This window comes from Rhodococcus sp. NS-SX18, assembly GCF_057367935.1.
On record NZ_CM170633.1, the window covers coordinates 710,033 to 724,634 of the forward strand.

Here is a 14,602-nt window from a genome sequence, read left to right on the forward strand (position 1 = left end):
TGCCGTGCACGGCAGGGTCGACCTTCAGTCTACCGGTGACCGGCGGTCACGGCGGAGCCCGGGAACGCGGACCTGCACGTCGCGGGCCGTTGCGCCGGCCGGTCAGGCTGCCGCGACATCCGTCGGAACGCGGCCGGCGGCGGTGAGCCGGTCCAGGTAGGCGGTGAAGACGGCGCCGAGGGCCACCGCGGTGTCGATCGTGTCGAGTCCGTGTATCGCCCCGACGAAGCACTCGTAGACGAGGGCGGCCGCCTGCGACGGGAACAACCCGCCCTCGTCGGCGGTGAGCACCCGCACCGCGTCGTCCACGCTGCTCGCCACCGTGCCGGACACCGACCCGTGCAGCGGCACGTCGGCCGCCGCAGCGACCAGAGCCCCCGCGAGCGCGGAGGAGGGGAACGCCACCGCGGTCGGCGCGATCACCCGACGGAACATCGTTACGTTCGCCATGTCGAACCTCCCGTGGAATCTCCCGAGCCGTTCGGTCGAGTGGTACCCGTACGGGCACGCTCTACACAGTGCCGGAGGGGTCCGACAAGTTCGGTGGCCGACGAGTCATGCCGCCAGGGCACGCCGGGCGGCGGCACGTCCGGCCCGCATGAACTCCGCCCAGTCCCGGGTGCCGAGGAACTGCCGGTAGAAGCCGACGCCCCGCACCTTCGCGTACGGAACCGGCTCGACCATCGTGACGTCGGAGGCCGCGCGCAGCCGCGCCAGGTTCTCCCGTGCCAGCTCGACCTGCTGGGACGTACGGACCTGAGAGGCGATGTAGAGGATGCTCGCGCGACGTTCGGCCCACCCGGTGGCGTCCTCGCCTTCGAAGCCGGGCGGATAGAAGCCGTTCACGCCGAGGGTCACCTCGCACGGCTGTTCGAGGTCGAGCAGCGGGTGGACGGGGAAGATGTCGACGATCCCGCCGTCGCACCAGTGGAACCCTCCGAGCTCCACGGGGGCGACGAACAGGGGCAACGCGACCGCCATGTGCACGGCCCGCGCCACCGGCAGGTCGGGATACGTTCGCGGCCCGAGGTACTCGAGGCGGTTCTGCTCGATGTTCCAGATCGGCGCGTAGGCGGGCACGGGCATCGCGGCGAGCGTCATGTCGCCGAGCAGACGCCGGTACGTGGCCTCGAGCGCATCGCCGCGCAGGATGCCGGCGAAGCCGCGGCCCACGGTCGGTGCGACGGTGAGGAGCCGTCGCCAGTCGACGTCGACATAGTCCGCGGGGTCGAGCGCGAGGGTGAATGCCGCGACCTCGTCGGCGGGGACGCCCGCTGCGATCGGGAAGCCGAAGAGCGCGGAACCGGAGCACACCGAGACGACCGACGGCCGGATCCCACCTTCCTCCAGGGCGCGGGCCACCCCGACCAGCGAGGCGAGCGCTCCGCTGCCCCCGGTCGCGGCCAGCGCAATCCGATCGCCCTCCCGGATCCGGACCCGGAAGGGCTCGAACGGGGGAAACGGATGCAGTTCCCGGTCCAGCGTGCCCGACGGGCGCTGCAGGGCTGCCCGCGCGACGTCGACGAGGAATCCGGTGTCGGTGCGCACGCCTTCGACCACGTCCCGGCCGCGGGCGAGAACATCGAAGTACTGGCGCACCCGGAAGATGTCGAGAACGGTGTCGAGCATGCCTCGACTGTGCGCGCGAGCCGCGGCGCGGACCAGGGTCCTCGGACCCGAATCCGAGCCGACGTGGGCGCGGTGCGGCGGATCACCGACGCGGCGGCAGCTACCGGCCGGGGACGTGGCCCGGCGAGGTCGCGGCACGGAGCTGATAGCGGCGCTCGGCGTAGTCCAGGTCGTCGCGCCACAGCCGGGTGGCCGTGCGCTGCATGAGGGGGCGGAGGGCGGCGGCGACGCGCCGGGTGGCGATGCCGAACCCCGGGCGCGGGGAATCGGCGACGACGGCCTCGACGATCGCGGTGCGGGGACGGCCGTCCGGGCCGGTGCCCCGCGGGGTCGCGTGGGTCTCGACCACGCTGCCGACGCCTTCGCCCGAGACGATGCGCATGACGACGGTGCGCGGTTCGGGGCTGGTGAACTCGGCACGGACCGGAACCCCGATCCGGCCGGCGACCCGGAAGGTGACGTCGACGAGGAATCGGTCCTCTCCGTCCGGGCTGCCGTGGGTGGAGGGTGCCTCGACCACCTCGAGGTGGGCGAACGAGTACGGATGGAACCAGGCGCCGTGCCACGGGTCGAGGCGGTTGGCGACGATGTCGTCGGGTTCGCACACCCCGACGAGGGTGGCGACGGCTGCGATGCGGGACTCGGCGGTCGGACGCTCGGGGACGACGGGAAGTTCCGTCGGTGTCTCGCCGCCGACGTGGTCGAGCCGGACCCATACGAGCACCCCGTCGTCGTGACTGGGGAAGGGTTTCCAGCCGTACGCGCCCGCGGCGTCGATGCGCAGACCGTGCCAACGGCAGATCAGCGCACCACAGTCCACTGCCGCCAGCGACATCGGCGCGCCGAGGTGAGGGCACGCGCCGGGTCCGACGATCACCTGATCGCCGTCGCGCCAGGCGACGAGCTCGACATCGGCGACGGTGATGCCGAAGGGACGTTCCGTACCGATGTCCCGACTGGCGGCTACGACGTACCAGTTGCCGGAGGGCCGGCGCTGCGAGCGGTCGAGGATGGCGTTGATCAGTTCGGGCCGGGCGCCCCGGTAGGTGGGCGCCTGTGCGGCCCAGCGGTCCGGATCCATGGGCTGGACGGGCCACGTGGCGGGCCAGCGACGGTACAGCGGATCGAGCACGCTCATGCGGGACGCCTTTCCAGGGCGGCGAGCCGGCGCAGGACCGTCGAGCGGCCCCGGGTGGGAACCGTGTACAGGTCGTGGCCGGCGATGTTCCATTGGGCGAGAAGGGAATTGGCGGCCTCCCACCCCGTGGTGGCCGCACGTTCCATGAGGGCGACCGGCAGGTCGATCCGGATGCCGTCGCCGGCGAGCATCAGCCGCTCGTGCGGGGTGCGGACGGTCGGCCGCTGCGCGAAATCGCCCACCCCGAACAGGGGGCAGTCCTGGCGCCACAGCGTGCGTTCCTCGACGACGCGGGCGGCGGCCGTCTCCGGATAGATCGCGTGCAGGCGCGCGAGCACCTGCGCCTGCACATCCTCGGGCGAACGCGATTGGCCGACTCCGTCGCCCGTGGCGGCGTACGCGTGCAGCTCCACGACCGAACCGCCCGTGCGTGCGGCCCAGGCGCGGGCCTCCTCCTCGTAGCGCTCGAGCACGCTGATGTTGTCGAGCGGGCGCAGGCCGCCGGTGCCGAGGAATGCCGGGCGGTCCGCGGCGACGGGACGGTCCAGCCAGAGCCGCTGCACCAGGAACGGGGGAGCGGACCGCAAGTGCTGCACCTGCGAGCGCCATCCGGAATCGCCGAGGTCGGGCGAGGCGTCGACGAGGGCGCGCAATCCGGCCACATCGAGGGCGAGGACGAGGCCATCGGCGTCGGTGCTGCCGCCGGTGTCGTCGTGGATGCGGAAGGTGCGGGTGCCGCCGGGTTCGATGCCGGTCACCGCGGTGGCGGTCCGGATGCGCGCGCCGTGGCCCTCGAGATACCGGCCCAGCGGTCCCCACAGGGCGGTGTCGAAATTGCCGGTGGCGACGTCGAACAGCAGGCCCTCCGCGGAGCCGAGGAAGTAGATGTGGAACATCGTGGCCAGCTCGGCGGCCGACATTCCGGCCGGGGGAGCGAAGAAGCTGCGCGAGAACACCTCGAACGCCAGGTGATTGGCTGCCTCCGGAAAGCGGATGCGCTGCAGGAACGTCTGGGCGTCGACGCCGTCGAGCCGGTCGTAGATCTCCGGCACGGACACGGTCGCGAGCGGAGCCGCGGCCCGCACGTCGATGCGCACCAGGTCCTGCAGCCGGAACGTGGGGCTGCGCAGCGCGAACACCAGAGCGTTCCACGGTGGGGTGTTGGGAATTCCGCGAAAGGTGTCGCGCCGGCCCGCGCCGTCGACGAGCGGATAGTCGTCGACCGCCGTCAGCCGCTGCAGATCGGGGTCGGTCCGTCGCAACAACCGGCGCAGGTTGTAGTACTGCCGGAAGAAGGCGTGGAACCCGCGGTTCATGGCGAGCCCGGTGCCGTCGTCGAGACGCTCACGCCACCCGCCGACCCGCCCGCCCAGGTATGCCTCGCGTTCGAGTACCTCGACTTCCACGCCGCGCTCGGCGAGCGCGGTGGCGGCTGTCAGTCCTGCGATGCCGGCGCCGACGACCACCACGCGGGGCCGCTGCGGCAGATGCCCGGTGTCGGGCGCACCCCTGACGGCGGGGTGGTGGGCGATCCGTGGGTCGCTGCCGACGGCACCGTTCATGTAATTGCCTCCTGCGGCGCCGGTGTGGGACCGGCCGTCGTGGTCGAACAGTGGCGAGCCCGAGCCTACCGCGACGATGTCCGTTGCGGCGGTCGACGAGGTCAGCCGCGGAGGCGTGCCGCGTGCGACGCGGCAGCTTCGAGGTGCTTGTCCGCCGTACTCAGATCCAGATGGGCGTCGCTGAGGCTGTCGATGACCTCCCGCAGGTTGGCTTCGCCGGTGTCGTCGTCCGGCGCCGGCTCCACCAGGTCGAACGCGTCGGCGAGGGAACGCACCCGCCGGTCCAGGTCCTGCAGATCCGTGCGCAGTTCGGCGACCTGCCGGAGGAGATCGTTCATCGTGCCCCTCTCCGTGCGGCCGGTGATCGTCCGGGCGCGAACATGCCGCCGCACGCTCACGGTAAGCCGGACCCGGCGGCGTTCGCGGCGGAACGGGCACTCGGTTCACGGCGCGGGGACCGGGCCGGACCGGTCGGCATCCTGGGTACGGCGGGCCGGGGCACGAGGGCATAGACTCGGCTGAGCGCATCCGGAGTCGAACCATACGACACCGGGGTCGCTGGATCGGCTGAAATCTCGGCAGGCGCGCACTTCTCCGGGGAGCGCAGCCGGGTGGGAGAAGCGTGAACAGACACTCTGCTCTGGCCCTTCCGGTCCTGCTCTGTGTCGCCGGTTGCACGGACGGCGGCGGACCGCAGATGCCCTCGTCGCCGCCCGCGACCGTCCTGGCGGCCGCCGCGTGCGACGTCGCCGAGAGCGCCGGACACCGCTACGTCTCCTCCGTCGGTCGCAACGGCCGCTACTTCGAGGATCAGCACGGTGACCCGATTTCGATCCGCGGGGACTCGCCGTGGTCCGGCATGGCGGACTGGTCGCCCGAGCAGGCCGAGCTGTACTTCGCGAATCGCGCGGCGCACGGATTCGACGCCGCCATCATCTCCGCGATCGCCGTCCCCGACAACGGCGGGCCGAACGAGAACGGAGCCACCTTCGACGGCATCGAGCCGTTCGTCGACGGCGACATCACCGCATGGAACGAGCCGTACTGGGAACGCGTCGACGAGTACGCCCGAATCGCTTGCCGGTACGGAAACACGTTGTTCCTGTACCCGATCGACGGATGGAACCTCTCCAGCGTGTTCGCCTCGACAACCCCCGAACAGGCGGAGGTCTACGGCCGGATGATCGCACAGCGATACGCTCGGTTCCCGAACATCGTGTGGCTGACCGGCGGTGACTATTCGCCCGACACGGACGATCCCGCCGCCGGTGCCGAATCCGACCGGGTCCTGCGCGCCGTGCTCGAAGGGATCAGGGCGGCCGGCTCCGACAGGCCGTTCTCGATACAACTCGGGCCCCAGAAATCGCTCTCCACGGACAACCCGTTCTGGGAACCACTGGTGGACTGGAACTTCGTCTACACCTACCTGCCGACCTACGAGGCGGTGCTGGACGGGTACGAGCGACCGGCAGGCATCCGGGATCCACGTCCTGCAGTGTTCGCCGAGGGCAACTACGAGGGCGAGAACAACCAGCCCGAGACCGCCCCGACGACCGACGAGACGCTTCGCCGCCAAGCCCTCTGGGCGTTGACATCCGGCTCCCCGGGGGAATTCCGTGGCTCCGACGACTGGGAGTTCCGGGACGGCTGGGAAGCGCGCCTCGATACCCCCGCCGTCACGCAACTCCGAGCCATCCGGGACCTGTGGGCGTCGTGGGCGTGGTGGCAGTTGGTGCCGGACGTCGACGAGCCGTTCGTCCTCGACGGGCGCGGGACCCGCTCGACGGACGACGAGATGGTGGACGTCCTGGACAACGACTATGTCACCGCTGCACGTACGCCGGACGGCTCCCTCGCCGTCGTCTATGTGCCGACGGAGCGGACGATCCGGCTCGCGCTCTCCCTGATCCCGCAGGGAGCGCGCTACGCCTGGATCGATCCCGCCGATGCCGCGGCGCCCTCGTTGCCGGCGCAGGTGGACCGGGACGGAAACGTGTCCACGCCGGGATCGAACTCCGGTGGCGCCGGAGATTGGCTGTTGGTGATCACCGGCTGATGCGGGCCCGGGGTGGGTGCTTCCGGTGGGCTGCCGGGACTGCCCGAACCGTCGTTAATGCCGGATATGCGGCACGTTTGCCTCTTCCGGACCCGGGTAAACGGGGGGCGTACGGCTGGTGGAGATCGACGACCATCGGCGACCGCCGGTGACACGGCGGGACGGCCCCGGCACATGCAGGACCGTGTAGAAGTGCCGGCCGTAATTCCCGATCCCCTCGGAAGGACAACACTGATGACGTACAGCGGATACCCGGACCCGGGTGGACGGAGCACCGACCCGCTCACCGAGCAACCCTTCACCTCCCCGGACGGGCCGATACCGGAGCCCCGGCACCGTCTCGACGAGTATCGGACGGCACGCGGCGAACCGGACGATGCCTCGTCGGCGCAGGTCGCACAGGAACAGGCCGGCCGGGTCGCCGGTCGAGCCGCGGACGCAGGCCGGGATGTGGCCGGAACGGCCGGCGATCAGGCCGCCCGGGTGAAGAACGAAGCGACTGCGCAGGCCCAGGACGTGCTGCGACGCACCCGGGACGAGCTGACCGACCAGGCCGCTCGACAGCAGAAGAAGGTCGCCGAGGGGTTGCGCACGCTCGGAGCACAGTTCGGCTCGATGGCGCGTGACTCGGAGCAACCCGGCATGGCCGGCGACCTCGTCCGTCAGGCGGCCGATCGAGCGGACACCGTCGCCTCCTGGCTCGAGCAGCGAGAGCCGGGTGGAGTCCTGCACGAGGTCAGCGGTTTCGCTCGGCGCCGGCCGGGGGCCTTCATCGCCCTCGCTGCGGGAGCGGGATTCGTCCTGGGCCGGCTCGGTCGCGGACTGAAGGACGCGGACTCCGGATCTGATTCCGCGACAAGGGATTCCTCCGCTTCGTACTCGTCGGCGCCCCATTCTGCGGTGCCACAGCCTCCAGGGGTCGCGCACCCCGGCTTCACCGCCGCCGATCCCGGCGCCGGCGGGCCCGCCGGATACGCGTACCCGGCACAGGGACCCGGCACGTCGGTGCCCGGAACGTATCCTGCGGGACCCGCGACGGGCGCGCCGATGCCCGGCGGCTACTCGGCGCCGGGGACAGGCACCCCGCCGCCCGGCGGATACGCACCGCCGTATCCCGGTGGTGAGGTGTGGCCGTGACTCTTCCTCCCACAGACCACAATCGAGCTGGCGACCAGCGCTCCCTGGGCGAGTTGCTCGCCGATGTCAGCGGTGACCTGTCCACTCTGATGCGGCAGGAGCTGGCACTGGCGAAGGCCGAGGCGACCCAGACCGCGACCCGTGCCCGCAAGGGCGCCGGCATGCTTGCCGGCGCCGCGGTGGCGGCGCACTTCGTGCTGCTGTTCCTGTCCATCGCCGCATGGTGGGCGCTGGGCAACGCGATCGGCCGCGGCTGGTCGGCGCTCGTCGTGACCGTCGTATGGGCGGTGGTCGCGACGCTGCTGGCCGTGCTGGGACGCTCGGAGATGGCTCGCGCCAGAGGACTTCCCCGCACCACCGAAACCCTTTCCCAGGTGCCCGGAGCACTTGCCCCTCATCCTCAGGAGAAGCGATGACGAACACCGATGATCCGGATCGGATCCGCGCCGAAATAGACCGTACGCGACGCAGCCTCAGTGCCGACGTCGACACTCTCGCCGATCGGGCGCGGCCCTCGACGATCGCCCGGCGCAAGGTCGGCGGGATCGGCGGCTCGCTGTCCCGGATGCGGGACAGGGTCATGGGCACGGCGCAGGACGCGACGTCGCAGTTGTCGGACACCGGCCGTTCGGCCGTGTCGTCGGCGACCGACGCGGCACGCGGCGTGCCCGCCACCGCGCAGCAGCAGGCGCAGGGCAATCCCCTGGCAGTCGGGCTGATCGCGTTCGGCGCCGGTCTCGTGGCCGCCGCGCTGGTGCCCGCCAGCCGGTCCGAGCAGCAGGCCGCCGTCGCGCTGAAGGAGACCGCGGAGCCCGCATTGCAGGAAGCCGCCGGCGCCGCCCAGGAAACCGCTCAGCGGCTCACGCAGCCCGCCCAGGAGGCGGCGCACGCTGTCGCCGCCACGGCTCGGGATGCGGCGACGACTGTCGCCGAGGAAGGTGCCGACGCTGCGCGTGCGGTGCAGGGCGACGCACGCGACGCCGCACACACCGTCCGCGACCAGCGCTGAGCCGACCTGGAAACGTCCCGCCCTGGCCGAGGGCGGGACGTTCTCGGTTCGGACCGACGTGTCGTCGTCGCGAGGAAGAACGCGATCCGGCTGTGCCGAGTCCTCGACGCCCCGGACGAGTCCGGTCCCCGTGACGTCAGATCATGACGGCGGCGATGGCGACAGCCACCAGAACGGATACCGCGATCGCGAGTCCGAGCAGCGCCGAACCGGTGACGGCCACCGTCATGGCTGCCGCTACCGCGCAAGCGACACCCGCCGTGCCGGACGTGTGCCGTAGACGCGAGCAGGACTCGCCGGCATCGTCGTTATCGGTCGGTAACCTGTGCCGACCCTCGAATGTATGGATCACTGATGTACCCCCTGCCGTACCACAGTGTGATCGCTCTCACATTATGCACTGATTTGTATCGCATCACAAAACGATGTCGCCAGTCGAACGCGTATCGCGTTCGTTGCGGTGTCTCTCGGGTTCGTGCACCCGGGGTGTGGATTCCGTCCGAGCGGGGTATCGGATACCGAGACGGCAGGAAAGGAGACGGGCGTATGGAGCCGAAACGGCAGGGCAACGACGAACCGCTGGTTGCGCATCCCACGATGGCTTTCGTGCTGGACGGCATGCTGCTACTGGCCGTGGCAGTGGTGGGGATGTGGATGTTCGGTTCGCTGCTGTGGGCAGTACTCGGTGGGATCTTCTGTGCGGCCACACACCTGTTGTGCAGGGCGACCGGGCACTGCGGCGCGGCCCCGACCGTTACGCAGGCGGAATCGCGGACATCGATCCCTGTGGCGGCAAGTGCCCCGGCCGAGGTCGCCCAGGCGGCTTGACGCTCTCGGCGCCGCACCCCGGCGACTGCTCCGCCGGTTCTGTGCCGGCAGCCGAGGCCGGCAGCCGAGTCCGAGTTCCACGGTCTCCGGTACAGACGCCACATCCGTTCCTGTCGACCGTCACGGACGACACCGATATGAACGTCGCGACGCCTTCGCCTCCCGGCCGGTGACGCCGTACCGAGATCACGCCCTGTGACCGGCGGGTCTACCGGACGGCGGCACGCGCCGAGGCGAGACCGGCCGCGAATCCGGTGACGACGGCCGCGTCCGGCAGCAGCACCGCGGACGACCAGGGGATCTGCGTGAGCGCTGCCTCTGCGGACGGGAATCGGGCACCGAGCAGACCGCCCACGAGGGCGGCGACCGTGTCGGTGTCCCCGCCGAGCGCGACGGCGGCGAGCATGGCGTCGACCGGCGACCGCACCGTGACGATGCAGTGCAGCACGGCGGCGACGGTGTCGTACGGTTCGAGCGAGACACCCGACGGTGCGGCACTCCAGCGGTCCGCCGCGACCGCGGCGAGGAGGTCCTCGAGAAGACGGCTACCACCGAATTCCCCGGTCGCGATGCGCGCCTCGTCGCGAGCTGCCTCGAGCAACCGCTGCGCGTCCGCGCCTTCCAGCGACCACGAGGCGCACGCCGAGATCACCGCTGCCGCGCACTGCGCGTCCGGTGACGGATGCGTCACCCGGGACAGATTCAGGGTGAGTGCGCGCCGGCGATCCGGGTCGTCGACCGGAACCGCCCAACCGGCCGGAAGAGCCCGCATCGCAGCACCGTTCGTGTCGCCACCGGCCTCGGGACGCCGGCCCGATTCGCGGAAGGTCCGGATCGCGGCCAGTGTGGAGGGCCCCATCCCCGGGACGGTCTCGGCGCGCTCGCTGAGCAGACGCAGGAACATCGAGCCCGGATCCTCGTTCGCGGCCGTTGTCAGCACCTCGGTCACGAGGAGGGTGAGCGCCGTGTCGTCCGACGTCACACCCCGGGGCCAGCCGGGCCGGACGGGCAGGGTTGCCGCCGTCCCGAGGTCGATGTCCGCCGCGGCCGCGCCCTCCCAGGGAACGCCGAACGCGTCGCCGCAGGCGTACGTGGTCAGCGCGGCCGCGATCCGGTCGCGGTAGGAGGTTGCGTCGAGTTCGTCCGTCACCGGTGCCGGTCCCTCTCCCTGGGCCAGATGTTCCGCACGTTACCGGAGGGCGCCCGCAGCCGGCCGGACACGGAACCGCTTCCGTGCGACGTTGCCCCGGCTTATCGTGGGTGTGCGGATCTCGTATGGGAGGACCCATGACCGAACCGGCGTTCGAGGGGTTGCAGGGCGCGGATGGATCGCGCCGGTTCGAGGGACTGCGCGCCATGTTCGTCAACTGCACCCTCAAACGGTCGCCCGAGACCAGCAATACGCAGGGTCTGATCGATCGCAGTGTGGCGCTGATGGAACGGGAAGGCGTCACTGTGGACCAGATCCGGGCCGTCGACCACGACATCGCGACGGGCGTGTACCCCGACATGACGGAGCACGGGTGGCCGAGCGACGAATGGCCACAGTTGTTCGAGCGGATCCTCGCCGCGCACATCCTCGTCGTCGCCGGGCCCATCTGGCTGGGTGACAACTCGTCGGTCACCAAGAAGGTCGTCGAACGTCTCTACGGCTGTTCGTCGCTGCTCAACGAGCACGGCCAGTACGCGTACTACGGACGCGCGGGCGGTTGCCTGATCACCGGCAACGAGGACGGCGTCAAGCACTGCGCGATGAACATCCTCTACAGCCTCCAGCACCTCGGATACGTGATCCCGCCGCAGGCCGACGCCGGCTGGATCGGGGAGGCCGGTCCGGGCCCGTCGTACCTCGATCCGGGGTCGGGCGGTCCGGAGAACGACTTCACCAACCGCAACACCACGTTCATGACCTACAACCTCATGCACACCGCCGCGCTGCTCGTGCAGGCCGGTGGATTCCCCGTGGGTGGCAACCAACGCTCGCTGTGGGATGCCGGTTGCCATCCCTCCTTCGAGAATCCCGAGCACCGGTGAGATCGGCGCGGATCCGTGGCCGTGCGGACGTGCGGTGCTCGGTCCTCCTGCTCGCTGTGTTCGGCGCCGCGGCCTGTGGGACGTCGGACGAGGGCCCCTACGATGCCGTGCCGGCGTCGGAACCGGCGGTGACCACGACCGGAGAGTCGACGGTGGTCACCACGGCGAACGGTCCCCTCGGGGAGATGCTCTTCGACCGGACGGACCAGGCGATCTACATCTTCGACCGGGAGGTGGGCACGGTCCCCGACTGCTACGGCGACTGCGCGGTGGCGTGGCCGCCGGTGCTCACCGTCGGCGCCCCCGTCGCGGCCGGCGACGCCGACCAGGGGCTGCTGGGGACCACGGCGCGCACCGACGGGACCACCCAGGTCACGTACGCCGGGCATCCGCTGTACTTCTATGCCGACGAGGACCCCGGGCAGGTGCTGTGTCACCGGGTCGAGGAATTCGGCGGGCTGTGGCTGGCGATCGACGAGGCCGGCGTGCCACTCCCGTGACCCGAGGCCTTCATCGGCCGCCGTGACGGTGCGGGGCTCGAGTCCGGGAGATCGGGCACCGCTACGTCAGCGGTGGAATCAGAATCTCGCCCGGTTCCCTGTCGGGCCGCAACCCCTTCCAGCTGGGGTGCCGGAGACTGTCGCCGGTGAACTCCCGGTACTCGACGTCGCCGACCAGCACGGGTTCGGCCCACCGGGCGGCCCGGACGACGGGCGCCGGCGGCGTGACGTCGAACGGATAGGTGGGCCGCTCGAGTTCGTCGAGCCGCTCCCACAGCGCCCGTCGCCCGGCGGTGGTGAAGCCCGTGCCGAGGTTGCCGATGTGGACGAGACGACCGTCGTCGTCGTGAGCGCCGAGGACCAGGGATCCGAAGGTGACGCGGTGCGGCCCGGTGCCCGGCAGCCACCCGGCGACGACGACCTCGGTGTTCTTGCGCAGCGCCGTCTTGATCCATGCCGGGGACCGGCGCCCCGGCTGGTAGGTCGAGTCGGTCCGCTTGCAGACGATGCCTTCGAGACCGTGGTCGCGGGCGAGGTCGAGCAGGATCTTCGTGTCGGTGCCGACCCAGTGCGGTGGGGTGCGGACGAGAGGACCGGACATCGACAGGTCGATCAGCCGGCGGCGGCGTTCGAGGTACGGCAGCCTGGTCGTCGGTGCGCCGTCGAGCGCGAGCAGGTCGAACGCGTAGAACTCCACGGGTGTGGTCCTGATCAGCGCGGCCGTCGGTTTCGCCACGTGGATGCGGCTCTGCAGCCGGGGGAACGACGGCGCCCCGGTCCGCGGGTCGGGCGCGACGATCTCCCCGTCGACGACCATCGGACGGCCGCGAGCCAGCGCCGACAGCGCGATCGTCAGTTCCGGGTAGATCCCGGAGACGTCCCTGCCGTTGCGGCTGAAGAGCCGGCACCGCTCGCCGTCGCACATCGTCACCGTGCGTGCACCGTCCCACTTCATCTCCACCGCCCATCCGGTGCCGATCGGCGGCCGGCCGGCGGCGGCGAGCATCGGAGCGGGGACCGCGGAGCGAGAGGCGGGCATGGAGGGAATTATCCGGTCTCCCGTGCCGGGCCGCATGGTAACGAATCGGAATAGCCCTGCGCCGGAAAGAATTACACCGTTGTATTCCGACGACCTTCGTCGCTGTGGTGCGGGCTGTCGTCGGCTCGGGCCGGGGCTGCCGCTCCTCGTCTTGACGGCACTCCTGCCGAGTGGCTACCGTCACATGTATCCACTCAGCGGACATGCGTTCGCATTACGAACAAACGGATAGAGGATCGGTATGCACGACCGCCCCACCGGCACCGACGAGCGCCAGGCGCGGCGCGCCGCGTTCGGCAGTTTCGTCGGCGCTGTCATCGACTGGTACGACTTCATCCTTTACGGCCTGGTGGCCGCGCTCGTCTTCAACAAGGAGTTCTTCCCGAACGTCAGCCCGGCCATCGGCACGCTCGCCGCGTTCGCGACATTCGGTGTCGGGTTCCTCTTCCGGCCACTCGGCGGAGTGGTCTTCGGTCACTTCGGTGACCGCCTCGGCCGCAAGCGGATGCTCGTGCTCACCATCGTGATCATGGGAAGCGCCACCGCCCTGATCGGTCTGCTGCCGACCTTCGCGTCGATCGGGTGGTGGGCGCCGGTCCTGCTCGTCGCGCTCCGGGCTGTGCAAGGATTCGCGGTCGGCGGCGAATGGGGTGGTGCCGCTCTGATGGCGGTGGAGAGTGCTCCGCCGAAGAAGAAGGCTCTCTACAGCAGCGGGGTTCAGGTCGGCTATTCGGTCGGCCTGATTCTGGCCACCGGATTCGTCATGCTGATGAGCAGCGTCACGACCGACGAGGCGTTCGCCCAATGGGGGTGGCGGGTCCCGTTCGTCGCCAGCATCGTGCTCGTCGCCTTCGGCCTGTGGGTCCGCGCGAGCGTGGAGGAGAGCCAGGAGTTCACCGAGACGGTCGAGGAGATCGAAGCGGAGCTCGGTGAACGCAGCCGCAAGCGCATCCCTCTCCTGGAAGCACTGACCAAGCATCCGAAGGCGTTTCTGCAGATCATCGGTTTGCGCTTCGTCGAGCTGTTCTCGATGTACATTGTCACGACGTTCGCACTGAGCTACTCCACCAACGAACTCGGCATGGAACGTAGCTTCATGCTCAACGTAGGGCTGCTCGTCGGCGCCCTCGGAATGGTGACGATCCCGGCGTTCGCATGGTTGTCCGACCGGTACGGACGTCGCCGGGTGTACATGCTCGGTTCCGCGCTCGGTGCCGTCTGTGCGTTCCCGTTCTTCGCGATGCTCGAGGGCGGCTCGATGATCGGAACGGTCGTCTTCGCGGTGCTGTTGGTCAACATCGCCCACGACATGGTCGTCAGCGTGCAGCAACCGTTGTTCACCGAGATGTTCGGCGCGGAGTACCGCTACAGTGGCGCCGGGGTCGGCTACCAGGTCGCCAGCGCGGTCGGGGGTGGTTTCACCCCGTTCATTGCGGCTGCCCTGGTCACCGTCTCCGGCGGGTCGTGGCATCTCGTGGCGGTCTACCTCGCGGGCGGATGCGTGATCTCGGGGCTCATCGCGTGGCGGCTCGGACACGACCATCGCGACGCAGGCCGGACCGCTCCGGCGTCACGGACATCCGGTGCCGTGACGATGCACTGAAGCGCGGATCGGCCGGAGACGACGGCGAGCGAGGGCCACTGGCGGCGTCTCCGCGTGGAGAAGCCGG

Annotated in this window: 15 protein-coding genes; 8 read left to right on the plus strand and 7 right to left on the minus strand. The window is 70.3% G+C overall.

All coding sequences use genetic code 11. From position 1 onward, the window contains the following. Positions 1-102 precede the first annotated feature (102 nt). The 5 genes from AC2IPW_RS03270 to AC2IPW_RS03290 form a co-directional block, all read right to left on the minus strand. Entirely contained in the window at positions 103-450 is a 348-nt protein-coding gene (locus tag AC2IPW_RS03270) for a hypothetical protein (protein ID WP_486376275.1), read from the minus strand. A 105-nt stretch (positions 451-555) separates the two neighbouring features. Beyond that, positions 556-1,629, minus strand: coding sequence for a patatin-like phospholipase family protein (locus AC2IPW_RS03275; protein WP_486376276.1), 1,074 nt, complete (start codon positions 1,627-1,629; stop codon positions 556-558). Positions 1,630-1,729: 100 nt separating this feature from the next. After that, complete coding sequence (locus AC2IPW_RS03280; protein WP_486376277.1) at positions 1,730-2,767, minus strand: DUF5914 domain-containing protein; 1,038 nt, start codon at positions 2,765-2,767, stop codon at positions 1,730-1,732. Further along, positions 2,764-4,329 (minus strand): FAD-dependent oxidoreductase, encoded by a 1,566-nt coding sequence (locus tag AC2IPW_RS03285; RefSeq protein WP_486376278.1) that lies wholly within the window; start codon positions 4,327-4,329, stop codon positions 2,764-2,766. The genes AC2IPW_RS03280 and AC2IPW_RS03285 overlap by 4 nt, the downstream gene beginning before the upstream one ends. 101 nt (positions 4,330-4,430) lie before the next feature. Further along, on the minus strand, positions 4,431-4,667 hold the full coding sequence (locus AC2IPW_RS03290) for a hypothetical protein (RefSeq protein WP_289377150.1): 237 nt from the start codon (positions 4,665-4,667) through the stop codon (positions 4,431-4,433). A gap of 284 nt (positions 4,668-4,951) precedes the next feature. On the opposite strand from AC2IPW_RS03290, the gene AC2IPW_RS03295 reads away from it, so the two are divergent. The 5 genes from AC2IPW_RS03295 (at position 4,952) to AC2IPW_RS03315 (ending at position 9,359) form a co-directional block, all read left to right on the plus strand. Beyond that, the gene (locus AC2IPW_RS03295) at positions 4,952-6,385 is read left to right on the plus strand and encodes a glycoside hydrolase family 140 protein (protein ID WP_486376279.1); all 1,434 of its coding nucleotides are present in this window, start codon (positions 4,952-4,954) and stop codon (positions 6,383-6,385) included. Between the two features lie 234 nt (positions 6,386-6,619). After that, a complete protein-coding gene (locus AC2IPW_RS03300; RefSeq protein WP_486376280.1) occupies positions 6,620-7,522 on the plus strand; it encodes a hypothetical protein in 903 nt (300 codons plus the stop codon). Beyond that, complete coding sequence (locus AC2IPW_RS03305; RefSeq protein ID WP_486376281.1) at positions 7,519-7,938, plus strand: phage holin family protein; 420 nt, start codon at positions 7,519-7,521, stop codon at positions 7,936-7,938. Before AC2IPW_RS03300 ends, AC2IPW_RS03305 begins: the two co-directional genes overlap by 4 nt. After that, on the plus strand, positions 7,935-8,531 hold the full coding sequence (locus AC2IPW_RS03310) for a DUF3618 domain-containing protein (protein ID WP_486376282.1): 597 nt from the start codon (positions 7,935-7,937) through the stop codon (positions 8,529-8,531). Before AC2IPW_RS03305 ends, AC2IPW_RS03310 begins: the two co-directional genes overlap by 4 nt. A 546-nt stretch (positions 8,532-9,077) precedes the next feature. Continuing rightward, positions 9,078-9,359: a hypothetical protein gene (locus tag AC2IPW_RS03315; RefSeq protein WP_486376283.1), complete on the plus strand. Its 282-nt coding sequence runs from the start codon at positions 9,078-9,080 to the stop codon at positions 9,357-9,359. A gap of 208 nt (positions 9,360-9,567) precedes the next feature. Here the strand turns inward: AC2IPW_RS03315 and AC2IPW_RS03320 are convergent, their stop codons facing one another. Further along, positions 9,568-10,509: an ADP-ribosylglycohydrolase family protein gene (locus AC2IPW_RS03320; RefSeq protein WP_486376284.1), complete on the minus strand. Its 942-nt coding sequence runs from the start codon at positions 10,507-10,509 to the stop codon at positions 9,568-9,570. Positions 10,510-10,646: 137 nt separating this feature from the next. Here AC2IPW_RS03320 and AC2IPW_RS03325 point away from each other — a divergent pair, with 137 nt between their 5' ends. Next, the gene (locus AC2IPW_RS03325; protein ID WP_289377160.1) at positions 10,647-11,393 is read left to right on the plus strand and encodes a flavodoxin family protein; all 747 of its coding nucleotides are present in this window, start codon (positions 10,647-10,649) and stop codon (positions 11,391-11,393) included. Between the two features lie 128 nt (positions 11,394-11,521). Beyond that, positions 11,522-11,893 carry a COG4315 family predicted lipoprotein gene (locus tag AC2IPW_RS03330; RefSeq protein ID WP_235157221.1) on the plus strand — a complete coding sequence of 124 codons (372 nt, stop codon included), beginning with the start codon at positions 11,522-11,524 and terminating at the stop codon, positions 11,891-11,893. Positions 11,894-11,954: 61 nt separating this feature from the next. Here the strand turns inward: AC2IPW_RS03330 and ligD are convergent, their stop codons facing one another. Further along, positions 11,955-12,932 (minus strand): non-homologous end-joining DNA ligase, encoded by a 978-nt coding sequence (gene ligD / locus AC2IPW_RS03335; RefSeq protein ID WP_486376285.1) that lies wholly within the window; start codon positions 12,930-12,932, stop codon positions 11,955-11,957. 241 nt (positions 12,933-13,173) lie between these two features. Between ligD and shiA the strand changes: the two genes are divergently transcribed. Continuing rightward, entirely contained in the window at positions 13,174-14,535 is a 1,362-nt protein-coding gene (gene shiA, locus AC2IPW_RS03340; RefSeq protein WP_486376286.1) for a shikimate transporter, read from the plus strand. Positions 14,536-14,602: the final 67 nt, after the last annotated feature.

Coding starts and splice junctions, on each gene's coding strand:
- AC2IPW_RS03290 (WP_289377150.1), bottom strand. CDS start 4,667: ATGAACGATCTCCTCCGGCAGGTCGCCGAACTGCGCACGGATCTGCAG.
- shiA (WP_486376286.1), top strand. CDS start 13,174: ATGCACGACCGCCCCACCGGCACCGACGAGCGCCAGGCGCGGCGCGCC.
- AC2IPW_RS03315 (WP_486376283.1), top strand. CDS start 9,078: ATGGAGCCGAAACGGCAGGGCAACGACGAACCGCTGGTTGCGCATCCC.
- AC2IPW_RS03285 (WP_486376278.1), bottom strand. CDS start 4,329: ATGAACGGTGCCGTCGGCAGCGACCCACGGATCGCCCACCACCCCGCC.
- AC2IPW_RS03300 (WP_486376280.1), top strand. CDS start 6,620: ATGACGTACAGCGGATACCCGGACCCGGGTGGACGGAGCACCGACCCG.
- AC2IPW_RS03270 (WP_486376275.1), bottom strand. CDS start 450: ATGGCGAACGTAACGATGTTCCGTCGGGTGATCGCGCCGACCGCGGTG.
- AC2IPW_RS03280 (WP_486376277.1), bottom strand. CDS start 2,767: ATGAGCGTGCTCGATCCGCTGTACCGTCGCTGGCCCGCCACGTGGCCC.
- AC2IPW_RS03275 (WP_486376276.1), bottom strand. CDS start 1,629: ATGCTCGACACCGTTCTCGACATCTTCCGGGTGCGCCAGTACTTCGAT.
- ligD (WP_486376285.1), bottom strand. CDS start 12,932: ATGCCCGCCTCTCGCTCCGCGGTCCCCGCTCCGATGCTCGCCGCCGCC.
- AC2IPW_RS03325 (WP_289377160.1), top strand. CDS start 10,647: ATGACCGAACCGGCGTTCGAGGGGTTGCAGGGCGCGGATGGATCGCGC.
- AC2IPW_RS03310 (WP_486376282.1), top strand. CDS start 7,935: ATGACGAACACCGATGATCCGGATCGGATCCGCGCCGAAATAGACCGT.